The 23,819-nt window shown below is 42.6% G+C and carries 23 protein-coding genes and 3 pseudogenes; all 26 read right to left on the bottom strand.

Annotation, left to right across the window (positions count from 1 at the left end; genetic code table 11):
• Positions 1-21 precede the first annotated feature (21 nt).
• Positions 22-879, bottom strand: a complete 858-nt coding sequence (gene atpG / locus RGF10_RS02020) for an ATP synthase F1 subunit gamma (protein WP_318506838.1) — start codon at positions 877-879, stop codon at positions 22-24.
• 93 nt (positions 880-972) lie between these two features.
• Positions 973-2,481, bottom strand: a complete 1,509-nt coding sequence (atpA, locus tag RGF10_RS02015; RefSeq protein WP_318506836.1) for a F0F1 ATP synthase subunit alpha — start codon at positions 2,479-2,481, stop codon at positions 973-975.
• A 24-nt stretch (positions 2,482-2,505) separates the two neighbouring features.
• The gene (locus tag RGF10_RS02010) at positions 2,506-3,042 is read right to left on the bottom strand and encodes a F0F1 ATP synthase subunit delta (protein ID WP_318506834.1); all 537 of its coding nucleotides are present in this window, start codon (positions 3,040-3,042) and stop codon (positions 2,506-2,508) included.
• Positions 3,039-3,572, bottom strand: a complete 534-nt coding sequence (locus RGF10_RS02005; protein WP_318506831.1) for a F0F1 ATP synthase subunit B — start codon at positions 3,570-3,572, stop codon at positions 3,039-3,041. The genes RGF10_RS02010 and RGF10_RS02005 overlap by 4 nt, the downstream gene beginning before the upstream one ends.
• Positions 3,573-3,827: 255 nt before the next feature.
• On the bottom strand, positions 3,828-4,040 hold the full coding sequence (gene atpE / locus RGF10_RS02000) for a F0F1 ATP synthase subunit C (RefSeq protein ID WP_006838507.1): 213 nt from the start codon (positions 4,038-4,040) through the stop codon (positions 3,828-3,830).
• A 73-nt stretch (positions 4,041-4,113) separates the two neighbouring features.
• Positions 4,114-4,825: pseudogene (gene atpB / locus RGF10_RS01995) on the bottom strand (F0F1 ATP synthase subunit A).
• 21 nt (positions 4,826-4,846) lie between these two features.
• The gene (locus RGF10_RS01990; protein ID WP_318506819.1) at positions 4,847-5,221 is read right to left on the bottom strand and encodes an ATP synthase subunit I; all 375 of its coding nucleotides are present in this window, start codon (positions 5,219-5,221) and stop codon (positions 4,847-4,849) included.
• 2 nt (positions 5,222-5,223) lie between these two features.
• The gene (locus RGF10_RS01985) at positions 5,224-5,448 is read right to left on the bottom strand and encodes an AtpZ/AtpI family protein (protein ID WP_318506817.1); all 225 of its coding nucleotides are present in this window, start codon (positions 5,446-5,448) and stop codon (positions 5,224-5,226) included.
• Positions 5,449-5,894: 446 nt separating this feature from the next.
• Positions 5,895-6,899 (bottom strand): S8 family serine peptidase, encoded by a 1,005-nt coding sequence (locus RGF10_RS23710; RefSeq protein ID WP_412176668.1) that lies wholly within the window; start codon positions 6,897-6,899, stop codon positions 5,895-5,897.
• Positions 6,900-6,956: 57 nt separating this feature from the next.
• Positions 6,957-7,073: pseudogene (locus RGF10_RS23705) on the bottom strand (PA domain-containing protein); the annotation flags it as partial.
• Positions 7,061-8,344, bottom strand: a complete 1,284-nt coding sequence (locus RGF10_RS23700; protein WP_412176667.1) for a S8 family peptidase — start codon at positions 8,342-8,344, stop codon at positions 7,061-7,063. The gene RGF10_RS23700 and the pseudogene RGF10_RS23705, both read right to left, overlap by 13 nt.
• Before the next feature lie 155 nt (positions 8,345-8,499).
• Complete coding sequence (locus tag RGF10_RS01975) at positions 8,500-9,141, bottom strand: hypothetical protein (RefSeq protein WP_318506816.1); 642 nt, start codon at positions 9,139-9,141, stop codon at positions 8,500-8,502.
• A gap of 28 nt (positions 9,142-9,169) precedes the next feature.
• Positions 9,170-9,481: a nuclease-related domain-containing protein gene (locus tag RGF10_RS01970; RefSeq protein ID WP_318506813.1), complete on the bottom strand. Its 312-nt coding sequence runs from the start codon at positions 9,479-9,481 to the stop codon at positions 9,170-9,172.
• A 287-nt stretch (positions 9,482-9,768) separates the two neighbouring features.
• Positions 9,769-11,202 (bottom strand): sigma-54 interaction domain-containing protein, encoded by a 1,434-nt coding sequence (locus tag RGF10_RS01965; protein WP_318506811.1) that lies wholly within the window; start codon positions 11,200-11,202, stop codon positions 9,769-9,771.
• A 168-nt stretch (positions 11,203-11,370) separates the two neighbouring features.
• Complete coding sequence (locus tag RGF10_RS01960; RefSeq protein WP_318506808.1) at positions 11,371-12,555, bottom strand: acetyl-CoA C-acetyltransferase; 1,185 nt, start codon at positions 12,553-12,555, stop codon at positions 11,371-11,373.
• A 651-nt stretch (positions 12,556-13,206) separates the two neighbouring features.
• Positions 13,207-13,836, bottom strand: coding sequence for a uracil phosphoribosyltransferase (upp, locus tag RGF10_RS01955; RefSeq protein ID WP_318506806.1), 630 nt, complete (start codon positions 13,834-13,836; stop codon positions 13,207-13,209).
• 415 nt (positions 13,837-14,251) lie between these two features.
• Positions 14,252-15,493, bottom strand: a complete 1,242-nt coding sequence (glyA, locus tag RGF10_RS01950; protein ID WP_318506804.1) for a serine hydroxymethyltransferase — start codon at positions 15,491-15,493, stop codon at positions 14,252-14,254.
• A gap of 441 nt (positions 15,494-15,934) precedes the next feature.
• Positions 15,935-16,504 (bottom strand): TIGR01440 family protein, encoded by a 570-nt coding sequence (locus RGF10_RS01945; protein WP_318506802.1) that lies wholly within the window; start codon positions 16,502-16,504, stop codon positions 15,935-15,937.
• 167 nt (positions 16,505-16,671) lie between these two features.
• Positions 16,672-17,115, bottom strand: coding sequence for a ribose 5-phosphate isomerase B (rpiB, locus tag RGF10_RS01940; protein WP_318506801.1), 444 nt, complete (start codon positions 17,113-17,115; stop codon positions 16,672-16,674).
• 102 nt (positions 17,116-17,217) lie between these two features.
• A complete protein-coding gene (locus RGF10_RS01935) occupies positions 17,218-17,673 on the bottom strand; it encodes a low molecular weight protein arginine phosphatase (protein WP_318506799.1) in 456 nt (151 codons plus the stop codon).
• A 160-nt stretch (positions 17,674-17,833) separates the two neighbouring features.
• Positions 17,834-18,350: pseudogene (locus RGF10_RS01930) on the bottom strand (manganese efflux pump MntP family protein).
• Positions 18,351-18,515: 165 nt separating this feature from the next.
• Positions 18,516-19,559, bottom strand: a complete 1,044-nt coding sequence (locus RGF10_RS01925; protein ID WP_318506797.1) for an L-threonylcarbamoyladenylate synthase — start codon at positions 19,557-19,559, stop codon at positions 18,516-18,518.
• Between the two features lie 155 nt (positions 19,560-19,714).
• Positions 19,715-20,158 (bottom strand): GNAT family N-acetyltransferase, encoded by a 444-nt coding sequence (locus tag RGF10_RS01920; protein WP_318506795.1) that lies wholly within the window; start codon positions 20,156-20,158, stop codon positions 19,715-19,717.
• A gap of 224 nt (positions 20,159-20,382) precedes the next feature.
• Positions 20,383-21,396, bottom strand: a complete 1,014-nt coding sequence (gene spoIIR, locus RGF10_RS01915; RefSeq protein WP_318506792.1) for a stage II sporulation protein R — start codon at positions 21,394-21,396, stop codon at positions 20,383-20,385.
• A gap of 312 nt (positions 21,397-21,708) precedes the next feature.
• Positions 21,709-22,569: a peptide chain release factor N(5)-glutamine methyltransferase gene (gene prmC, locus RGF10_RS01910; protein WP_318506790.1), complete on the bottom strand. Its 861-nt coding sequence runs from the start codon at positions 22,567-22,569 to the stop codon at positions 21,709-21,711.
• Positions 22,562-23,635: a peptide chain release factor 1 gene (gene prfA / locus RGF10_RS01905; protein ID WP_318506788.1), complete on the bottom strand. Its 1,074-nt coding sequence runs from the start codon at positions 23,633-23,635 to the stop codon at positions 22,562-22,564. The genes prmC and prfA overlap by 8 nt, the downstream gene beginning before the upstream one ends.
• Positions 23,636-23,819: the final 184 nt, after the last annotated feature.

Below are 23,819 nucleotides of genomic sequence, written 5' to 3'. Positions count from 1 at the left end.
TAGCCTAAACGACTATTGTTTCTATTCTAGTGCTGCTGCACCGCCGACGATTTCAGTGATTTCTTGCGTAATCGCAGCCTGACGGGCACGGTTAAAGATAAGAGTATACGAGTTGATAAGCTCTTTCGCATTATCAGTCGCATTCTTCATCGCTGTCATCCTTGCGGCAGATTCACTAGCTTTACTGTCTAATAGCGAACCATATATTAAGCTTTCAGCATATTGAGGCAAGAGAACGTCCAATATTTCTTCAGCTGATGGCTCAAATTCGTAGGAAGCAAGTTTGGAAGAAGTTGTAATATCCGTTAACGGTAATAGCTTCTTAGTCGTTACTTCTTGAGAAATTGCGCTTAGATAATGGGTATAGTAGACATATAATTCATCAAATGTACCGTCTGAGTACATTCCGACTGATTTGTTTGCAATGTCTCTGATATCTTCAAAAGTCGGTAGGTCAGATACACCTATAATATCAAGGATAACTGGCATACCGCGCTTTACGAAAAAGTCACGTCCCATTCTTCCGATTGCAACGATGGCGTATTCATCGGTCGATTTATGACGTTCCTGGATGGTTTGGTATACAGCACGAAGCACGTTGGAGTTATAGCCTCCACACAAGCCACGGTCTGAAGTAAATACAATATATCCTGTCTTTTTAACTGGACGGGATACGAGCATTGGATGGTTTGCATCTTTGCTACCGATCGCAATCGATGCTGTTACCTCTTGGATTTTCTCCATATAAGGAACAAATGCTTTTGCATTCCCTACGCCCTTATTCCATTTAGCTGAATAGACCATTTCCATCGCTTTGGTAATTTGACTCGTCTTTTTCGTAGAAGTAATCTTTGATTTTATATCACGTAAAGATGCCACAGGTTCTCACCACCCTTTTACAAAGATTTCAAGGCTAGAAGCGCCTTTTTAGAAAAGACGCTTTTGCCTTTATATTGTTAAATCGTAATTAAATTACTCGGATACTGCGAATGTTTTCTTGAATTCGTTGATCGCAGCAGCCATATCGCTATCAGCAGGAAGTTCTTTTGTTTGAACGATATGATCTAACAATTCTTTGCGGTTATGGTCTAACCAAGTATGGAATTCAGCTTCAAAGCGGCGGATATCTTGTAATGGAATATCATCCAAGAAGCCTTTCGTTAATGCATAAAGAATCGCTACTTGTTTCTCAACAGGTAGTGGCTTGTTTAGATCCTGTTTTAATACCTCAACTGTACGAGCACCGCGGTTTAATTTCGCTTGAGTCGCTTTATCAAGGTCAGAACCGAACTGAGCGAATGCTTCTAGTTCACGGTATGACGCAAGGTCAAGACGTAGTGTACCAGAAACCTTCTTCATTGCTTTAATTTGCGCAGATCCTCCTACACGAGATACGGAAAGACCAGCGTTGATTGCTGGACGAACACCTGAGAAGAACAAGTCTGATTGTAAGAAGATTTGTCCATCAGTGATCGAGATAACGTTTGTTGGAATGTACGCAGAAACGTCACCAGCTTGTGTTTCGATGAATGGAAGGGCAGTGATTGAACCCTTACCTAGTGCATCACTTAATTTAGCAGCACGCTCTAAAAGACGGCTGTGTAGGTAGAATACATCCCCTGGATACGCTTCACGACCTGGAGGACGACGTAATAATAATGAAAGTTCACGATATGCGCTAGCTTGCTTAGAAAGGTCATCATAAACAACCAATACGTGCTTGCCATCATACATGAAATCTTCAGCCATTGATACACCAGCATAAGGAGCTAGGTATAGTAATGGAGCTGGTTGAGAAGCTGACGCTGTTACGACGATTGAGTAATCTAATGCGCCATGCTTACGAAGAGTTTCAACTGCGTTACGAACAGTTGACTCTTTTTGTCCAATTGCAACATAGATACAAATCATGTCTTGACCTTTTTGGTTCAAGATTGTATCGATTGCAACAGATGTTTTACCAGTTTGACGGTCACCGATAATCAACTCACGTTGTCCACGTCCGATTGGTACAAGAGCGTCAATCGCTTTGATACCAGTTTGAAGTGGTTCATGAACGGACTTACGAGCCATTACTCCTGGAGCATTATACTCGATAGGACGAGTTTTAGTAGTATTAATTGGACCCATACCATCTACAGGTTGTCCAAGTGGGTTCACAACACGTCCGATTAACTCAGGACCAACTGGAACCTCCATGATACGGCCTGTACGACGAACCTCGTCACCTTCACGGATTTCAGTGAAAGGTCCAAGGATGATAATACCGACGTTATTTTCTTCAAGGTTTTGTGCCATACCCATAACGCCGTTTGAAAATTCAACAAGTTCTCCAGCCATGACATTGTCGAGGCCATGAGCACGAGCGATACCGTCACCTACAGAGATAACCGTACCTACATCACTCACTTGAATTTCCGACTGATAGTTTTCAATTTGCTTTTTTATCAGCGCACTAATTTCTTCAGCTTTGATGCTCATGAGTTTCACCCCTATCTACGAATCTTAGCCTAATAATGTACGTTCTAATCGTTCCAGTTTCCCGCGCAGGCTGCCGTCGAAAATCCGGTTTCCAATTCGTAGCTTAACGCCGCCGAGCAAATTGGAATCAACGATATTATTAATAGTAAGAGATTTCTTTCCAACCTTACTTGCAAAAACAGATGATAAAGCAGCGCTTTCATCAGCTGTTAATGTACGAGTTGAGTAGACTTCAGCACTTGCAACGCCTCTGTCTTCGTTCGCAAGTTCGACAAACTGATCTACTAGTGCTGCAAGATTATCAGCACGACCGCGATCAATCATAATTTTTAACGTATTTAAAACAAAAGGACTAGCCGATGAAAAAGCTTCTGCTAGAATCTCCTTCTTTTTCGCCTTCGAAAGCTTAGGAGATACTAATAGTGCTGTTAACCCAGGATTGTTAGTGACGACTTCTTTCACTACACGAAGTTCTGTTTCCATCTGGTCAAGAAGCTGGTGTTCCTTAGAAAGCTGGAAAAGAGCTAACGCATAGCGCTTTGCTACTGCAGAGTTGCTCATCGCTTTTCTCCTGCCTCTTGAATATATTCATTGATCAATTTCTCTTGATCTTGAGCGGTTAATTCTTTTTCAATAACCTTAGACGCAATCAATACGGATAATGAAGCCACTTGCTCGCGAATAGCTGTAACAGCTTTTTCTTTTTGTGTTTCAATTTCAAGCTTCGCTGCTTCTTTAATACGATCTGATTCTACGCGTGCTGCTGCGATAATTTCTTCACGTTGTACATCGCCTTGTTTTTTCGCATTTTCGATTAATACATGCGCTTCTTGACGTGCTTCTTTTAAAAGTGCTCTTTGCTCTTCTAAAATTTTGTTTGCTTCAACACGGCTTTTTTCAGCTGCATCAATCTGACCATTTACGTGGTCTTCACGTTGTTTCATGATGCCCATTAACGGACCCCATGCGTACTTCTTCAATAATGCCAACAAGATGATAAACATCAATAATTGGAAAATGATGTCTCCACCATTAAATCCGCCATGAGCTGCACTTTCAGCTGCTCCTAATACTAAACTGCTTGTTAACACCCTCGATTCACTCCCTTCCAGAGTCTTCACTTTCAACTGTAAGGTTCATGTATATGAATCCCGAATTATTGTCAAAAATAAATCAATTCAATGTCACTCCAGCATTTTCGGTACTAAAATTTAGACCGACAGAAGGATTGACTTAGACGAGATCACCCTAAAGCTTACGTGACAAGTCAAATGGACATAAGAGAATGGCGAAGGTTCTCATGGAATGATCGCTTCGCCATTATTGAACGTCTTTTTTCGTAAAAATTATTGACCTTGAACCATGAACGCGATAACAACCGCGATGATAGGAATCGCTTCAACTAACGCTACCCCGATGAACATTGTAGTTTGAAGCATACCACGTGCTTCCGGTTGACGAGCGATACCTTCTACTGTACGAGATACGATAAGACCGTTACCGATACCAGCACCTAGTGCTGCTAAACCAATTGCGATTGCTGCTGCTAAAAGACCCATTATTAAGTTCCTCCTTCAATTATGTGAAAAAATAGAATTTTTAAGATGTCCATGTGTGTGAACACCGTATATATTAATGGTCGCTACTCACTTTGTGAGAAAGATAAACCATCGTTAACATGGTAAAGATAAACGCTTGGATTGCGCCGACAAAGATTGAGAATCCTTGCCATGCAAGCATTGGAACAATTGCCGCGATGTGGCCACCCACACCAGTCGCAAGACTTCCAGCTAGTAAGCTTAATAAAATTTCACCCGCATATATATTCCCGTAAAGACGCAGACCAAGAGTTAACGTATTCGCGAACTCTTCAATTATCTTAATTGGAAACATAAATGCAAACGGCTTAAGGAATTCTTTCCCGTATGCCGCTGTACCTCGCATTTTAATGCCATAGAAGTGAGATAATCCCACAACCATTGTTGCCAATGTCAAGGTAACAACCAGGATCGGCTGTTGGCGATTTCCACCAAAGCGTACCGTCAATAACAACTGAGAATGGAAGTCCTAACATATTGGCTACAAACACATACATCATAATTGTGATGCCGAGGATGTGGAACCGACCACCGGTTTTCCAATCCATTGTGCTATCAATAATGTTTTTAACGAAATCCATTACCCATTCAAAGAAATTTTGCATTCCGGTCGGTCTCATCGCCAATTTGCGAGTTGACAGGATAGCGATAAGAAAAACTATCACACTCGCGACCGTAATCATCAAAACGTTGGCCAAATTAAAATTCAGACCAAGAAATTCAACTATAGGAGCTTCGTGATGCAACAGTATCACCTCTCTTCCGCGCTATTTATGTGAATGAACAGATTGAAGAAAAAAATCTATCATAATGACAATATAGGATGTCATTAGTCCCAGTACTACAGAAATAAGGTGAAATGAATCAGGATATTCTAGAGCAATCATAACAGCCAGTGCTGCGGTTGCCATTCGCGAAAACGATCCGAGCGAGCGCACCTTTTTCCCTTGTAAAACAGCGTCACCAAACTTGTCTGTTTTTCTTACCATTAACCACAAATTAAATACGCTTAAGCTTGTACCAAGAAATAAGCCTAAAAAAACAGCTTTATATGTAGTGAAACCCCAGCCTAAACTGTATAATGCCAGTAAAAAAAATATGTACTTCCTTTGACGCATAAACATTAATTTAATCTCTGACATTGCTAGTTATCTCCTGAGAAGAATTGATTGATGAGGCGGAGCATTGCATAAATCCCTGCAGCCAATCCGAGCATCAATCCAATAATGAGAAACAAAGGCTCTGTTCCTACCCACTTGTCAAGGGCTCTCCCGGAAAATATTCCAACTAGAATCGATCCGACTAATGATGAAAGTATCCCAGACATTAATGCCATTGCTTGGAATGGGCGACGGTTTTTTTGACTCATAAAACACATCTCCCCTTTAAGAGAATGGTAATTTGCTTGTAGAAACATGCTAAGGAGTCTCTGGTTGCTGATTTTTTTGTAGAAAATTATTGATGGAATTGTTGAAATTTCGTGCAGTTTTTGTTGAATTCTAGGTGTTTGGTATAAAGTTTTGCCCAAAATAACAATAAATTGAACATTAAATGTCCATATTTTCTGTTTGTAAACCCTACCATCCATACCCTTTGTTAGCATACAATAGCCCCCCAGCAATGTCAATCGAAAAAAAGGAAATAAGTCACATTTTAGACAAGAAATTTGTAATTTTCATATTTTAAGATTAATTAAATTATTCTAAAAACAGATTGAATTAACGTTTTTATACAAAGAAAAAGCCCTGAAATGTTGGTTTCTAGGACTTTTTCTTTTTGACTTTTCTTATTTATCTGAAAAAACAACCTTTTGCGCTATGATTTATCTTGGTTTTTCGACATGATTTCCACTACCGCTTCGATCATATCCTCCTTTCCTCCTTTTTTAGCAAACACCTTTGCAATATACAAACCAGCCTCTGGCAGCTTATCCTCACTTATTTCTTTTTCCAATGTACCCTTACCGACATTACGTTCCCAGTCCAAGAAACCAACAAAATGGTGGGATCCTGGTTCGAACAGAGCAATTCCAAATTCGTCCGCTCCTCCTGGCAAATAAACCTCATAGCGATACGTCTGCACCTTATCACCTATTCCCATCTCAAATCCCATCACGCGTGGATAATCTGGCTCCTCAAGCACATATAAATACGGAATTCTTATTTTATGCTCCCCTTCATTCAGCTCTAAGTACCCATCATGAATCTTATTCTTAAAATGCTCAGGTTGAATTGTCATCCTCACTGTTAATTGCTTTTCTTCATTTGGTTTCAGACTGAATGAAAGCGGGAGCTCCCAATCAATCCCGTGTATTCGTTTTGGTATTGTAAAATAATAATCACGTTTGCTTGTGCTTATATTTTTTATTGTCATCAGTGCTCTATGCTGATGGTGCTGTTCAGCTAGTTTAAATTTTCCAAACTGTAGCGAACTTGGTATGACGAGCGTTTCAGCCTTTATTGCTTCGATTGGCTGAATTCTCCCTGCTCCCTGCTCATATGTTTTATATGGTGTGCCATTATGACTTTTGATCGGTTTGGCTGTATTCATCAAGGAGGCCTTGATTTGTTCTGGGCTCCAATCTGGGTGGGCCTGCTTTATAAGAGCACAGGCTCCAGCCACATGAGGTGCAGCCATGCTCGTCCCCTGTAATTGGAGATAACCGCCAGGAATCGTGCTGTTAATCGCCACTCCCGGCGCGACCACATCAGGCTTAATATCCCATGTAACCGTAACGGGTCCCCGAGAACTAAAGTCCGCTAATATATCACTTTCTTCTATTAATATGGTCCGCGCATTAATTTGCTTAATGTTCTTCAACTTCAAGCCATCCTGTTTCGATATGCCCATGACCGGAATTGGAACAGGCTGTTCTAGATTGCCAATGAAGCTTCCATTCGTATTGTTAAAAATAATGACAGCTTTCGCACCTGCTTTAGCGGCGTTCTTCGCCTTTTGGGTAAACGTTAGCTTCCCACGCTCTAGAAGTACGATTTTCCCCTTAGTATGGGCAGCCTGTAACTCGTTCCAGGTTGACCAAGCCCGCCGTAGATAATTTCTTCAGCTATAGCGGAATTCCAGCGAACTGACCCTTGCATCGGTTCCATCCTAATCGTTTCGTTGCCGTTGATCTGAAGATACGGTATTTGCTGCGGCGGCGTTGATGCCCCAACGGAAATGGCTTTAGCAGCTGTCCCAGGTGACCCTACTGTCCAGCGATTCGGTCCTGAATTCCCAGATGAGGTTACAGCCGTGATTCCATGCTCAACAGCTTTGTTAAGCGCAAGACTGATCGGCAGATCCGGGCCGTTAACACTGTTACCAAGCGAAAGATTCAATATATCTACTTTATCCTTAATCGCTTGATCGATTGCGGCAATCACCTGCTCAGTCGTTCCGCTTCCTCCAGGTCCAAGTGCACGATAGGCAATTATTTCTGCCTCGGGCGCCACTCCTTTAATTTTCCCGTTCGCAGCAATAATTCCAGCAACATGTGTACCATGAATGGTGCCTAATCCATTTGTCCCCTTCGTTTCCATCGGATCCCTATCCGAGTCGACAAAATCATGTCCCCCTTTAAAATTACTTTTCAAATCCGGATGGCTATAATCGATGCCTGTGTCAATCACCCCAACAGTCACGCCCTTTCCAGTTAAGCGCTCGTTGTTGGCATCAAAATGACTCCGCGCCCTGTCTGCCCCAATGATTTCAAGGTTGGCATCCGTTGGGGGTGGCTCGCTAGATTGTGACTCTTTTGTGGAAGCGCTTGGTTGAGTGGTGTTGGATTGACTTGGTTGGTCGGAGTCACTGGGTTGTTCCGGACTATTTGGTTGATTGGTGTCACCTGATTGCCCAGCTCCGTCATTTTTGTCAGATTTTTCACCTGGGTTAATTTTGATTTCTTTTATCGGTGAAATTGGTTGAATTGTATGAAGTGGCACGTCTTCAACCTTATAACTATTAACTAGTGAAACGTTGATAATATCAGCATGTTTACTTAACGCCTGTAGGGACTGCGCTGGGCCTTCAACGGAAAAACCGACTAAGGCATACTTGAAAACATATCTTAATTTAAGCTCAGGGAATTTTGCCAGAATGTCCTTTGGTTCATGCGGCCCGCCGAGAGTAACGATGGCGATTTTCTTCGTTTGTGACGATTCAGCAGGCAGCGGAGGATGGCTTAGCCTGTATGCTTGTGCCTTATTTGCCGGGAAATAATTCATTAGGAAAATAAATACGATAAGGACAGAAAGAAGTTTTCGCATAGTAGATACCCCTTTTTGATATTAGGGTTTTCTGATAGGTTGGGAAATATGCAGAGGCTTGGATTCATGTGGGCTGGTGAGGTGTGGGGGCTACTTGTAACTGGCTTAGTTATGTTCCTAAAGTTGTTTGTTATGCTTTACCTGGTTGATTGAAATTAGGTATATAAAAGGTCTTTTGGGCGGTGGTATAGGCGAGTTTTGTTGGAGCCGGAGGTTGGGAGGTTCATTCCTGTTAAGATTTTTTTCGATATATTACAATTGTCAATTTGTAAAAACACTCTGCACTGTTGGTTTGTAATCGTAGTTGAATGAATCAGGAAGTAATCTATAATTGTTTGTCTATGTGCATTTCTTGAATAGAAACGACAACCACAACAAAACCATCTCCTAACCTGACGGATCATGTGGAATTGTTTACAGATTGGACATTGGACCCCTTTTATTATTTCATCCTCAGAAATGCCATAGGTTTTAATGATCGTTGGTGGTGCAGGGGTATGTTGCTCTAATAGGAGTTTATTAAGTTTGTGTTGCTGTCTTGTGGTTAATTGTTGGGTGGTAAACATTGCCTCTAAATATTCAAATTTATCTTCTAGTACATCTGCATAGATTAGTTTGTTAAAGATCTGTCGATTATCAGATGTCGTTTTTATAATAGTTCGTCTGTCAGCTATTCCAACCAGATCAATTATTGGAATTTGAGGAAATTTATACTTCTTTAACCAAGCTAACAAACGCCTTCTTTGTCTCGCCACTTGGACGATTGGATTTTTAAATCCTTGAATGTTCCCATTCAATTCTCTAGTCACTTGAGTGGAATCTTTTTCAAAAGTTAGGATTCCAGGCGATATTTTTGGATTCTATGATGAGGATAAAAAATGGAGTAACGATCAGAGTGTCAATTTGGAAAGCTTGGCCATCCAGTTCGAGGCGGATTCCCGCAAAAATAAAACAATTTTCCTTTTTTAGGTTTTTTAGATAGTAGTCTATTTGTTTCTCTCCGTTGTAACCTGACATGAAATTCCGTCTTAGTTCTTCTAAAATGGAGCGTTTGGGGTTAGAGGGGTGCATTCTACGTAGTACTGCATCGATTTCATGGACGATTTGCGGGATTTGACGTACTAATACTTCATTCAAAGTGATACCTCCTTATGAAATTTATCCATTATTTCGGTTTAGAGGATGGTAAATCCTGCACTTTGCATGATTTAAGTATGGCATTTTGATGGCGGTAGAGTTTTATCGGCCCTATTTTAGAGGTTATCGGCCCTATTTGTACTTTTATCGGCCCTATTTTCAATTTATCGACCTTATTTTGAAATTTATCGGTCAAAGTGCACAAAGTCACACCCCGACTCGACTCAACTCGTCCCACGTCAAACGCCAAAAAAGGCAGCAAAGCCATCATGACCTCACTACCTTCCCTATTTAATATCGTAAATTTTGCATTTTTCATAGAAACGTGTTTTGCCTATTTGCAATAGTTTGGCGGCCTCGAGCTTATTTCCTGCTGCAGCCGTGAGCGCCTGGAGGATTGCTTGTTTTTCCACGAGCGCCAGTGTTTCTTTTAACGGCTTAACGGGCTCGCCTTCGAATGGCATTTCTTGAAACAGCGGAGCTCTTTGCTCGAGCTGCCCCTCGCACTCATCCACCATCTCCGGCTCCAAATCCCGAATATAAAGCGGCAAATGAATCGGTTCGATTATCACACCATTCAACACATTAATCGCCCGCTCGAGGACATTCTCGAGCTCACGAATATTACCTGGCCACGAATGGTGCTTAAGCTTGGTCAATACCTCATCAGATAGACTAGTTCCTTTGCGGTAAAACTTCTTTTCAAGCTTTTCGATTAGTTTTTTCGAAAGTAACTCGATATCTTCCGTTCGATTTCGCAGTGGGGGAATATCGATTTTTATGACGTTCAAGCGGTAATACAGGTCTTGCCGGAACTTCCCTTCCTTAACCATTTTTTCAAGGTCCCGATGGGTTGCGGCGATAATGCGAACATCGATGGGGATAGCCTTTCTTCCACCGACAGGCCGGATTTCTTTTTCCTGCAAAGCTCGTAACAGCTTGCTTTGCATCGAAAGGGGCATATCGCCCACTTCGTCGAGGAAGATCGTACCGTTATTAGCGATTTGGAATATTCCCTTCTTACCACCCTTTTTCGCACAGGTAAACGAACCGTCCTCATAACCAAACAGCTCAGCCTCCAATAAATGCTCTGGAATCGATGTACAGTTAATCGGCACGAATGGATGGAATGCCCGGGAGCTATTGTTATGTATTGCTTGCGCAAATAATTCCTTTCCTGTTCCCGATTCACCAATCAGTAGCACTGAGGACTTACTGCGCGATACTCTTTTTGCCAGACTCTTCGCCATTTGAAAAAGTAAGCTGTTGCCGATTAAATCATCGAAATTATATTTACTTTTGAGTTCTTTGCCAACCTTTGTTTTATAAAAATTAAGCTCGTCTACGAGATGTTCAATTTTGTCCTTGTACATTCTTAATTCATCAGGGTTGCGGAACATTACCGTACCAATTGCGCCTACTAGTTCACCATCGATGATGAGCGGGTAGCGATTCGCAATCATTTCGCTGCCGTTGATTGGTTGAAATGCAGCTAACTCTGCCTTCCCTGTTTGTGAAACGATGTGAAGTCGTGTATTTTCAATGATTTCTTGAACAGGCTGGCCAACGGCATGGTTTACAGTCGTTCCCAAAAACTCACAATAAGCCGAATTAATATATCGAATGATTCCTACACGATCGACCACTACGATATGCTCAGCTAATTGATTGATCATTTCTTCGAGCCATTTTTTAGGTATTTCTTCAATGCCGATGGTCATCCTCTTTCACCCCAACACACTTTAATACGTTCATTATAACAGATACTTAATTCCCGATGGTATTTCAGTGCCTACTAAAAAGAGAGGGAACCCTATTGGGACTCCCTCTCTAACCGAAAATTAAACTTTATAACGAACTTGTGAAATGAATTCACTAAGCTAGCTTCACTATTTTTCGTTCTCGACAATACTAGCAATTCCCAAACCGCCGCCAATACAGAGAGTTGCTAGACCGTACTTAGAATTACGACGTTTCATTTCATGCAATAGCGTAACTAGCACGCGAGCACCACTTGCACCAATCGGATGACCAAGAGCAATTGCGCCTCCATTAACATTTAGCTTGTCGTTCGAAATTTCCAGGCCACGACCAACTGCAATCGATTGGGCCGCAAACGCCTCATTTGCCTCGACCAAATCAATATCACCAATCGACAGACCAGCTCTAGCCAATGCTTTTTTAGTTGCAGGAATCGGTCCAATTCCCATGACCGATGGATCCACTCCGGCTGTACCATTGCCACGTAGTACCGCCATTGGTTGAATGCCCAATTCATTTGCTTTTTCTCGACTCATGAGTACTAATGCCGCAGCCCCGTCATTAATTCCCGAAGCATTTCCTGCTGTAACCGTCCCATCCTTCTTAAAGGCAGGCTTAAGCTTGGCCAGTTGTGTTGCAGTCACTCCTGCACGCGGAAATTCATCCGTATCGAAGCAAATCGGATCGCCTTTTCGTTGTGAAATCATGACAGGGACAATTTCAGCTTTAAATTTCCCTTCCTTTATTGCTGCATCCGCTTTTTGCTGGCTCCACGCTGCAAACTCATCCTGCTCACTCCGTGAAATTCCGTATTGTTGTGCAATATTTTCGGCTGTAACGCCCATATGATAAGAATTGATCGCACATTGCAGACCATCCTCAATCATACTGTCGAGAACTTTTCCTTCACCCATGCGATAGCCTGTCCGTCCTTTTGGCAACAAATATGGAGATAGACTCATATTTTCCATTCCACCGGCTACCACAATCTCAGCGTCACCCGTTTGAATTGCTTGTGCAGCGAGGTGGACAGCTTTTAATCCTGAACCACACAGTTTGTTAATCGCCATTGAAGTGACTTCGATTGGTAAGCCTGCTTTCAAGGCCGCTTGGCGTGCAGGACCTTGTCCAAGTCCGGCTTGGAGTATGTTCCCCATAATGACTTCATCCACTTGATTCCCTTGTAAACATGCGCGATTGATCGCTTCTTTAATTACAATTGCTCCTAGCTCGGTTGCAGGTGTGTTGCTTAATGTCCCCATAAAACTCCCAATTGGTGTGCGGACCGCACTTACAATCACTACTTCTCTCATCTTCCAACGCCCCCTATTCGCTTTATTGGACTGCAATTCTATGTTTTTTCTATGATTGTCTTGTTTAGATGAAATTTTCTCTGTTTTACCTATGTATACTATTTAAATGCAATTTATATGCCAAAATTACATATTATTACCATTTATTTGATTTAATTATAAACCTATCTCACATCGTAAACGAGGATTAACAATGACCTTATCAATGCCTAACTTTAAAAATAAGAATGAATAGAGGGGGGATTTTGCATCCTTGAGGCTTCCAAGATTGCGGAAAATTCCGTTATTCCAGGAATAAAAATGAGGGAGAATTTCCTGAAAAGCGGAAAATAAGGGGCAATAAATCATTACTCTTTTAAAAATTGTTCTGTTGATTTCCGCGATAATCCAACATATTGCTTAAAATTCAACATCGGGCTTCACACAACCAAAAAAACGAACAAAGGCTGACCACATTTGGCCAGCCTTTTAATAAAAAGTAAAGGAAGTATAAAATTCTGATGGATGTCTAGCTCCAGGTGCCATCGGCTCGAGGTCACAAGCCAATCCGTCCAAAAGGTCAAAGAACAACCTTTTAGCCAGCTCGTCTTGTGCTTGTCGCCGATAAACGGGCACCTTCCGCTTTTATTTTGAATTCTTATATTGATAAAATTATTTTGTGCCGAACAAACGGTCACCTGCGTCACCTAGTCCTGGTACGATGTAGCCGTGGTCGTTCAACTTTTCATCAAGAGCTGCGATGAAAATGTCAACATCGGGATGAGCTTCCTTCAATGCGTCAACGCCTTCTGGAGCTGCAATTAGACACATGAATTTAATGTGCTTTGCGCCGCGTTTTTTCAGAGAGTGGATTGCTTCAATTGCCGAACCGCCTGTTGCTAGCATTGGATCAACAACGATGAAATCGCGCTCTTCTACATCGCTAGGGAGCTTGATGTAATATTCAACTGGCTTTAGGGTTTCTGGATCACGGTAAAGACCAATATGGCCAACCTTTGCAGCTGGGATTAATTTTAAAATCCCATCTACCATACCAATTCCTGCACGTAAAATTGGCACAAGACCTAATTTTTTACCAGATAAAACTTTTGATTTTGTCATGCTGACTGGTGTTTCGATTTCGATGTCCTCAAGCGGTAAATCACGAGTGATTTCAAACGCCATAAGGGTAGCAACTTCATCTACTAACTCGCGGAATTCCTTTGTACCTGTTGATTTCTCGCGGATGTATGTAAGCTTATGCTGGATGAGTGGATGGTCGAAAACGTATACTTTAGCCAAAACTATCGCTCCTTCGCTTATCAAAATTTGTCGTACTATGTAACCTCACGCACAACACTTCGATTTATTTTACAGAAAAAAGCTTCGACAGGCAACAATCTTCCCAAACTTATCACGTATTTGAAATATTAAATTATCTTTAGGATAACCTCTCTATTGGAAAAAACACATGTAATTCGCTTGTTCCTCGTTGCGGCGAATAAATTATGGGATAAGGCGAATAAACTCCGGGAGCTGGTGAATAAATTTTGGACTAAGCGAATAAACTCCGGGAGCTGGCGAATAAATCTTGGACTAAGCGAATAAACTCCGGGAGCTGGCGAATAAATCTTGGACTAAGCGAATAAAGCTCGAAAAATCCACTTTAGGTTAGTCAAAAAAATCGGGATGGCACATGGCCACCCCGATTGTAATCTTAATATTCTGGGTAAAGCGGGAATTTTGCTGTTAGATCAGAAACGCGTTGTTTTGCTTCCGCTAATTTTGCTTCATCTTCGTGATTTTTCAATGCCAAGGCAATGATGGAAGCAATTTCGTCCATTTCCTCTAAGCCAAAGCCACGTGATGTCGCTGCAGCTGTACCAATACGGATACCGCTTGTTACGAATGGGCTTTTTGGATCATAAGGAATTGTATTTTTGTTAACAGTGATTCCGATTTCGTCTAGAACGTGCTCGGCCACTTTACCTGTTAAATCAAGTGACTGTAAATCTACTAGTAAAAGGTGGTTATCAGTTCCGCCAGAAACTAGGTTAATACCTTCTTTTTGTAAGCCAGCAGCTAAGCGAGCAGCGTTGGCAATGATATTTTGCGCATAATCCTTGAAGCTATCTTGAAGTGCTTCACCGAATGCTACAGCTTTTGCTGCGATTACGTGCATTAACGGACCGCCTTGAACGCCAGGGAAGATCGTTTTGTCGATTGCTTTTGCAAATTCTTCACGGCAAAGGATCATCCCACCACGTGGTCCACGAAGTGTTTTGTGAGTAGTTGTTGTAACAAATTCTGCATATGGTACTGGGCTTGGGTGTAGGCCAGCTGCTACAAGACCAGCGATGTGAGCCATGTCCACCATTAGGTAAGCGCCCACTTCATCAGCGATTTCACGGAATTTCGCGAAATCAATTTCGCGTGGGTACGCGCTCGCACCAGCAACAATTAGCTTTGGCTTGTGCTCAAGAGCTTTTGCACGAACATCTTCATAGTCGATATAGTGAGTTTCTTTGTCTACACCGTACTCAATGAAGTTAAATTGAATTCCACTGAAGTTAACTGGGCTACCATGTGTTAAGTGACCACCCATTGAAAGGTTCATACCAAGAACAGTATCACCATGCTGAAGGATAGCATAGTAAACTGCCATGTTCGCTTGTGCACCTGAGTGTGGTTGAACGTTAACATGTTCAGCGCCAAAGATTTGCTTCGCACGATCGCGAGCGATATCTTCTGCTACGTCAACGAATTCACAGCCACCATAGTAACGTTTACCAGGGTAACCTTCTGCATATTTGTTTGTAAGTACAGATCCTTGCGCTTCCATAACCGCTTCACTAACAAAGTTTTCAGAAGCAATTAATTCGATGTTATTGCGCTGGCGGCCTAATTCTTTTTGGATTGCTTGGTATACTTGTTCGTCTTGAAGAGCCAATTTCTTCATTTTAATCCCCCTTTTATTAAAAAACATACCTATTTCCGAACTATTATTTGAAAATTCTATTACATTTTACACGGTTTTTGTCTAAAAAGAAAGAAAGAAAGAGTTTTTCGACGAAAAGTAAACGGATTCATTTTTTCGGAGGCTGAAAATATAGATTTCAAGCGGATTTCTCTGTTTAAATTGGAAGTAATTACCGTTTCATTCCGAAAAATAATACTTTTTAAAATTTGTCTGTTGATTTCCGCTCCAGGTGCTCAGCGCCGCGCGGGGGAGTCGCGCACCTTCCGCTTCAATTAACAGAGTGCTCAAAAAATAAGTCGTTCTTTAATACAGCTAAAAATAAAAAAGGCAAATCCAGACACTGATGCGTCGCTAGATTTACCTCTTTGAATGCTTAAGTTTTGTTGTTGTCGTTTTTTGAAACTGGGCTTGATCTTCCGTTTAATGACACTGTGTATTGTCTGTATTACGTTCGTAAACTGCACGCTGCCCGCCGATTAGTTTCGGTCTAGTTTTGGCGAGGGTAACGCGCGCACTGCCCACTGTACGTTGCTCGGTTCGGACAGGAACGGCGACACGCTTTAGGTGCATACCGATCATGGTTTCACCGATGTCGATGCCGGCATCGGCTTGGACAGTCTCAACCATCACTGGGCTGTCCATGTGTTCAAAGGCGTAGGTGGCCATTGCTCCACCGGCAGATTTCACCGGAATGACGGAAACCTCTTCAAGCGCCCGTAGCGACGCCGTTTTCTGCTCGACCACCAACGCTCGATTCAAATGTTCACAGCATTGGAAGGCGAGTTCAAAACCGATTTGCGCCTGATATTTTGTTAAGATTTTAAAAATCATTTGAGCCACATCAGCGGAACCGGCTGTGCCAATTTTCTGGCCAATTACTTCGCTCGTGCTGCAACCGACAATCACCAAGCTAGTTGATTTTAATTCGATTTGGCCAAAAAACTGGTCTAGTATTTCATCTAATTCAGTTTCCCATATTTGTATAGTCATGAGGTCCTCCTCCTTTCCGTGCCTTTGACAAATTTCCTTCCAATCAACATTGAGTAATTAATAACCAAGGTCCATTAACACTGATTTTAAAAAAGAAGAAGCTAGTGCGGTTATTTTGGGATTTTCCATAACAGCTGGTAGCTTCTTCTCATGATTCGCTCTGAATATTATTGCCCGTTTTCAACAGTCGTAATTTTGTTAATTCGGTTCGCGTGGCGTCCACCTTCGAACTCCGTTGTTAACCAATGTTTGGCGATTTCGCGAGCAAGTCCTGGACCGATAACGCGTTCGCCCATTGCAAGCATATTGGTGTCGTTGTGCTGACGAGTCGCGATTGCGCTGAATACGTCATGAACTAGCGCACAGCGAATACCCTTCACTTTGTTCGCCGCAATACTCATTCCAATTCCTGTTCCGCAAATAAGGATTCCGCGGTCGAATTCACCTGCCGCTACTTTTTCGGCCACTGGAAATGCGTAATCAGGGTAGTCAACAGATGTATTGCAATCACAGCCGAAATCTTGAAATTCGATACCCATTTCTTCCAATAAATTTTTTATTTCTTCACGTAGGTTGAGGCCGCCATGATCTGATGCAATTGCTACTTTCATTCCTACTTCCTCCTAGTTGAAAAATCTTATTCGGACTAATTCTTTAACCATCATTATTTTGACACGTTGTGCCTGATAATTCAATCGCCAATCTGGTGTGAATTAGTAAAAACCGTGTTCAGACTCGATACGGGCAATGATCTTTTCAATCGTGCTGTGAAGATCATTAAAGGTTTTGCGATAGAGCTCGAGTGAACCACCGTAAGGGTCGACGATATCTTTGCTTCCAGCATTGTTCTCAGCAAATTCTTTTAGCGTATAAGTTTTATTAGAAGCATCAGGATATTGACTGATAACAGCGGCTTTGTGCCCCTCTGTCATGGTAAACACAAAGGTTGCCCAACTCATCTCTGCTTCAGTCAGCATCGTCGAGCGGTGCGCCTCTGGAATATTGTTTTCGCCGAGGACGGTCCGGGCGTGAGCCGATGCTGGGCTGCCGTTCATTGCAAAGACGCCAGCAGATTTGACTTCTACGCCATCAATTGTTTTGCTTTTTAAAATAGCTTCTGCCATCGGACTGCGACAGGTATTACCGGTACAAACAAATAGTATTCGCATTTCAGCCGCGCCTCCTTTTCAATATTATTATAAGCAAAATCATGACATTAATATAGGGAGAAGGCTGGTTCGTTTCATATAAATAACACTTTTTTCATCATAAAAAACCTTAGCTTCTACGGTAACTAAGGTTTTTGCACTTTCCTATTCTTTTTCCAAACTAAATCGGCAAGAGCAGCTTTAAGCCAAATCCGAGAAGAATACTTCCGCCCAGCGCTTCGCTGTAGGTTCCGAGCCAACCTTGGACTTTGCGACCGACTAAAAGCCCAGGCCCAGGTAAGAATGGTTGCCGCCAACCCGAAGCAGATCAGAACAGCGATTGTCTTTGCTTTATAGATTCCAAGCGTGAGCCCCACCGAGAAGCTATCGAGGCTAACACTTAAGGCGAATACGATTAAACCAAAGCCTACTGGCGTGATCATACGGCTTTCATCACTTTTGAGGCTGGACCAAATCATTTGCACACCAAGGATAAGCATCAGCAACCCACCGGCATAGGCCGCGTATTGACCGAATTGTTCGGATAGAAATCTTCCGGCAAGCATGCCAAGCATTGGCATCCACACATGAAATAAACCAATTAATATCCCAATTTTGAAAATCTGTCCGAGCTTAAGTCGAATCATGCCCATCCCGAGACCGACGGAAAATGCATCCATCCCCAAAGCAAATGCCATGACACATAATGTGAAAATTTCCCCGACGATTGCCGCCACTTCCTTCGCCCCCTTGGACTTACTAATTCAACATATGCACGTCCATATTCGTTTAGAAGGAATTTTTTGCAGCAAGGGGCCGGTTCTTGCGCTTCCAAAAGAAAGTGCAGAACCAACCCCTGCTTCCTATTCTGTAATTACTTGATTTGCCGCAGCTTTGCTAAGACGGTTCATGATCGCTTGGCCGACCCCTTCTTCTGGAAAGATTTCGCTAAAAATGACGTCTATTTCAGCATCATTGAATGAGCGTAACGTATCATAAAGGGAAGTTGCCACAGTCTCGAGCTTATTACGTTGCCCACAGGCCAGAATTAGATCTGCCTGGTAGTCATGGACGGCCTCTTCCGTTGTTAGAATCCCGACCTTCTTGCCCTCAGCCTGTTGTTCAGTAACGAGTTTTTGCAGAAAGGCATGGCTGCCATTTACTAAAAACAACGGAGCGTTTGGTGCATAATGGCGGTATTTCATCCCAGGTGATTTCGGAGTTGCTTCTGCATTTTTCAAAGCGGGGTCAACGGATACTTTACCGATTACCTCTTCGATCTGTTCCTTTGTTATTCCACCTGGACGCAGTATGACCGGTACTACTTCGGTGCAATCAATTACAGTTGATTCGAGCCCGACACCGGTTGGACCACCATCGACGATACCGGCGATTTTCCCGGTTAAATCCTCTTCAACATGGCGCGCCAACGTCGGGCTAGGTTTGCCGGAAACATTGGCACTTGGTGCTGCGATGGGCAAGCCAGATTGCTTAATTAAGGCGAGTGCAAGCGGATGTGCCGGCATGCGCACGGCAACCGTTGATAAGCCAGCAGTCGCCAGTTCCGACAGCTTGCCTTCCTTCTTTTTTAAAACAATCGTTAATGGACCTGGCCAAAATGTTTCCATTAAGATGGCTGCAGATTGTGGGATGCCGCTTGTGAATGCCTCTAATTGGGCGGTTTCTGCTATGTGAATAATTAACGGATTGTCTGCGGGACGGCCTTTTGCACCAAATATTTTCGCGACGGCCTCATCGCTCTCAGCATTGCCACCGAGTCCATATACCGTTTCGGTCGGAAATGCGACGACTTCATTATTTTTTAAAAGAGTTGCTGCCTGTGTAATTTGTGGGTAACTTTCAAGCTTATCCACAAAATTATCCACTGACCAAACATGAGTTTTCATTTTCATCCACCTTTAAAAATAGGTCTATATACCGATACTTTGACCATATTTCCTTTGAAAGTATAAAAGAAGACAGGTGGGAATTCAAGGTTTTATCCACAAATTGTGTATAAAAAGTGGCATTCCGTGGATAACTTTGTGGATATATCCACAATTTACAGCTTTCGCTCCATAAATAGTGAGTTATCCACAGTAAAAATATTTTTGACATGACTAAATTGGGTTAATGGTTCTGGCACGTCATTAGAAGCTACTAACTTGAACCCTAATATTTGAAAAAATCCCACCGATGCCGGTTTGTTTGTAGCCAAATATAATGTGGAAATTGATTTTTCCTTTGCCAAAGCAATCATTTGATCAAAAAGAAGGAGGATGTCCACCTCTTGTAGCTCGGCTGACATCGCAAGCGACCGCAACAGTCCGATGCTTCCGTTCGGCTCAATTCCTAGAGTTGCGAGGATTTCTTGGCGTGCATTTTCCATTATTAAAAAATAATCAATTGATTCCTCAATCCCCTCTGTGGCTAGCTTTGCTTGTGCTAAATAATGTTTGATTTTCTCCGTATCTTCTAAAGTAGCAAACCGAATGTTTGGTTGCATTTCGATCACCTCTTTTTTCAATTCTATTAATATCCATATGAAAAAAGAGAGAAAGTAGAACGGGAATTATAATAGTATCGACAATATTAATGAAAAAATGCCCCCATTTCCTCGGCATGGAGCTGGAGATGAGCGCATTTCAGTCACTTATTCACAGTCGGTGTGGATATTACGATTTCGGCCTATGTATTTAGTCCGCTAGTCTCACGCCTAAACTGGATTTATTAAAAGATTTTTGTCCAGATTTCTGCGATGAAGAATTTCACTTTAACCTGTTGTTCATCTTCTGATGTATAAACAGGTTTCTCCGTTTTGGCTGATTTCGCAGCTGTTTTTAGAGGTTTTGCTGATTTTTCGGTATTGTTTTCGGTTGCTTTGTTATTTGTATTGTGATTATCGTTGTATTCTGTTGCTTTCATTTTATAAACTTGAGCCGCCGCTTTAACTTTTTGGCCATATTGTAGTGGTTCTTGAGTTGCTTCTGAATTTGACTCTGTAACTTTTTCTTTTTGAGTTGTTGCTTTTGTTTGTGCAGCAAGCGTTTCTGTTGATTGGGTCTGTTCTGTTTCGGATTCGTAAGTTGCTCTTTGAGTTGATTCCTCTTCAGCTTCCTGTCGTTCCGTATCTAATTCGTCTTTTTGATTTTTTGTATTTACTGGTGCCTCTGCTTTTGCAATTTTTTCAGTCGATTGATTATTGCCGTTGTTCGGCTTATCCCCTTCGAATCCCTCACTTACTGCCACGCCGTTAGAAAAATCAAGAAAGCATAACGGTGGGAATAATACGCACCACCAGTTGGCGCCTTTGCCCTCACCCAATGTGATAAGAATGGCTTCGTATTCACCAGCCGAATATAAGAACTGTCCATATAATTTGGTCGGAAAATTTACTTTACCAAACTCTACTTTTACTGTTTGTTTGGCGTTTTCCTCCGCAACAATTTGCTCAGCAATTTTTTGAATGTCTGGAAGTCCAGCTTTGATTGTTGTTCGTGCCGCTTCTAATGAGGTTAAATCCTGTACCCATAATGTGATTTCTGCATTAACGGCATCTCTGACTTTGCGCTTTAGCGCTTGGTCTTCATTTGAATCACTGTTTGCTAAAATTCGTAGGCGGATCGCCTCGTTCGGTATGACCGTTTCCTCCGTTGCAGCTACTTCACTTTTTGGTATATATAAACTAAAAATTGTTGCGAATGATAATAATAATATATAAGCAGTAATGATATGTTTTTTCATTTCGTCCTCGCCCCCTCACTAGCCATTGTGGACAAGAGCGAACAATCTTAAACTATTAAATTGAAAAATTTTTAGTAGGATGGGGTATGAGTAGGTTTTGCTGATTGGAAAGGGGGAACTGAGTTTATTCGCCTAAATGTACTGTTTATTCGCCTGAATCGGACGTTTGTTCACCTAATTTTCTATTTATTATCCTGAACTGGTCATTTATTCGCTTAATTCCACTATTTATTCGCCTAAATGTAAATACACCCGCTTGCACACAAAAACAAAAAAACCGCAGCACTCACCCACAAGTACTACGGCCATCAACTATTTTTTTATCCTTGCGAACACCATTCGGTCCTTGCCGTTTATATCAAAGACGATTTCGACTTCAGCACCTGGAAACGTCTCACGCAGCATCGCTCCTACAGCCTCGCTTTGTCCAGCGCCTACTTCAAAGCCGATAAGTGCACGTTCCTTCAAAACGAATGGTAACTCTTCCATAAACCGACGGTACAGATCAAGTCCGTCTTCACCGGCAAACAGGGCGCGGTGAGGTTCGTGCTCCGTTACAATATCGGACATCTCAGCAATATCACCGACCGGGATATACGGTGGGTTGGAAATCACGACATCAAATTTACGCCCTTCCGCAATAAAAGGCTGTAGCAAGTCGCCATGCACAAATTCCACGTCCGCACCTAGCGTCGCAGCATTCCGGCGGGCCACTTCTAACGAGGCTTCAGCTAAATCGCTCGCTGTTACCATAAGCTCTGGCCGCTCCAGCTTCAAAGTAACCGCAATCGCTCCGCTCCCCGTACCGATATCGACGACTGAAACTTCTCCATTTTTCCCAAAAAGATCCCGCATCCGCTCCAACATTCCGTAAACAAGTTCCTCGGTTTCAGGTCGTGGAATCAAAACCTCTTCATTGACCAAAAAACGGCGTCCATAAAATTCCTCGAAGCCGATGATATACTGAACCGGGCGACCTGCTGCATGCGCATCAACTGCTGCACGAAACTGAGATTCTACCTTAGGATCCATCTCATCATGAAAATGGGTAAACATTTCCGTCCGCGACATGCTCACAAAATGGCGTAACAACAGCTCTCCTGCACTTTCCTCACGACTCTTCTCCTTTAAAAAAGAAGAAGCCCAATGGAGGGCTTCGTAAATCTTACTCATTTGAGGCTGCTTCCAATCGGCTTGATTGGTCTTCCAAAATCAAGGCGTCGATGATTTCATCGAGCTTGCCTTCAATGATTTGGTCTAGCTTTTGTAGCGTTAAGCCGATGCGGTGGTCGGTAACGCGGTTTTGCGGGTAATTGTAGGTACGGATGCGCTCGGAGCGGTCCCCAGTACCGACAGCAGATTTACGGACTTCATCATATTCTGCTTGTGCTTCCTGCAAAAATTTATCATAGACACGCGCACGTAATACTTTCATCGCTTTGTCTTTATTTTTATGCTGAGATTTCTCGTCCTGACAGGTTACAACGATCCCAGTCGGTATGTGCGTTACGCGGATAGCTGATGCTGTTGTGTTAACGGATTGTCCGCCGGCACCGCTTGAGCAATAAGTGTCAACGCGAACGTCTTTGTCATGGATTTCGATTTCTACATCTTCTGCTTCTGGTAAGCAAGCAACCGTTGCGGTGGACGTATGGATCCGACCGCCGGATTCTGTTTCCGGTACACGCTGAACGCGATGGGCACCATTTTCAAATTTTAATTTTGAATAGGCTCCTTTTCCGGTGATCATGAAGCTGATTTCTTTGAAGCCACCAAGTCCGGTTGGGTTGGCATCGATTAGTTCGGTTTTCCAGCCCTGTGATTCAGCATAGCGGCTGTACATACGGTATAGTGAGTTGGCGAATAATGCTGCTTCTTCACCGCCGGCAGCACCGCGGATTTCAAAGATTACGTTCTTGTCATCGTTCGGGTCCTTTGGAATGAGAAGGAATTTAAGCTGGCCTTCTAATTCTTCCTTTTGTGTCTCTAGGTCCGAGACTTCTTCTTTTACCATGTCGCGCATTTCTGCATCAAGTTTTTCTTCGAGCATGGCTTTTGCATCCTGGAGCTGTTCCTTGACGTCCTTGTATTGACGATACGTTTGCACCGTGTCTGCTATATCAGCCTGCTCTTTTGAAAAATCGCGCAGTTTTTTTGGATCATTGACAATATCAGGATCGCTCAAAAGCTCATTCAGCTTTTCGTAACGATCTTCGACTGCTTGAAGACGATCAAACACAATTCTTCACCTCTTCGGAAATTATTTTTTGTTCTGTTAATTTATTAGTTGATTTCCGCTTCAGGTCCTCCCTTTCCGCGGGGAGTCCGGGAGCCTCCTCGGCGCTTTTGCGCCTGTGGGGTCTCCCGTGACACCTTCTCCCGCAGGAGTCTCGCACCTTCCGCTCCAATCAACAATCAGCCTT

The organism is Bacillus sp. T3 (genome assembly GCF_033449965.1).
Lineage (GTDB): Bacteria > Bacillota > Bacilli > Bacillales > Cytobacillaceae > Bacillus_BU.
Note: the sequence above shows the minus strand (reverse complement) of the source record. Positions and strands in the feature narration are given on the sequence as shown.

Bases quoted from the DNA above. Each gene is read 5' to 3' on its own strand.
- atpA (WP_318506836.1), bottom strand. From the start codon at position 2,481: ATGAGCATCAAAGCTGAAGAAATTAGTGCGCTGATAAAAAAGCAAATT.
- RGF10_RS02010 (WP_318506834.1), bottom strand. From the start codon at position 3,042: ATGAGCAACTCTGCAGTAGCAAAGCGCTATGCGTTAGCTCTTTTCCAG.
- atpE (WP_006838507.1), bottom strand. From the start codon at position 4,040: ATGGGTCTTTTAGCAGCAGCAATCGCAATTGGTTTAGCAGCACTAGGT.
- RGF10_RS01990 (WP_318506819.1), bottom strand. From the start codon at position 5,221: ATGTCAGAGATTAAATTAATGTTTATGCGTCAAAGGAAGTACATATTT.
- RGF10_RS01985 (WP_318506817.1), bottom strand. From the start codon at position 5,448: ATGAGTCAAAAAAACCGTCGCCCATTCCAAGCAATGGCATTAATGTCT.
- RGF10_RS23700 (WP_412176667.1), bottom strand. From the start codon at position 8,344: ATGCGAAAACTTCTTTCTGTCCTTATCGTATTTATTTTCCTAATGAAT.
- RGF10_RS01965 (WP_318506811.1), bottom strand. From the start codon at position 11,202: ATGACCATCGGCATTGAAGAAATACCTAAAAAATGGCTCGAAGAAATG.
- RGF10_RS01960 (WP_318506808.1), bottom strand. From the start codon at position 12,555: ATGAGAGAAGTAGTGATTGTAAGTGCGGTCCGCACACCAATTGGGAGT.
- glyA (WP_318506804.1), bottom strand. From the start codon at position 15,493: ATGAAGAAATTGGCTCTTCAAGACGAACAAGTATACCAAGCAATCCAA.
- RGF10_RS01945 (WP_318506802.1), bottom strand. From the start codon at position 16,504: ATGACTATACAAATATGGGAAACTGAATTAGATGAAATACTAGACCAG.
- rpiB (WP_318506801.1), bottom strand. From the start codon at position 17,115: ATGAAAGTAGCAATTGCATCAGATCATGGCGGCCTCAACCTACGTGAA.
- RGF10_RS01935 (WP_318506799.1), bottom strand. From the start codon at position 17,673: ATGCGAATACTATTTGTTTGTACCGGTAATACCTGTCGCAGTCCGATG.
- RGF10_RS01925 (WP_318506797.1), bottom strand. From the start codon at position 19,559: ATGAAAACTCATGTTTGGTCAGTGGATAATTTTGTGGATAAGCTTGAA.
- RGF10_RS01920 (WP_318506795.1), bottom strand. From the start codon at position 20,158: ATGCAACCAAACATTCGGTTTGCTACTTTAGAAGATACGGAGAAAATC.
- spoIIR (WP_318506792.1), bottom strand. From the start codon at position 21,396: ATGAAAAAACATATCATTACTGCTTATATATTATTATTATCATTCGCA.
- prmC (WP_318506790.1), bottom strand. From the start codon at position 22,569: ATGAGTAAGATTTACGAAGCCCTCCATTGGGCTTCTTCTTTTTTAAAG.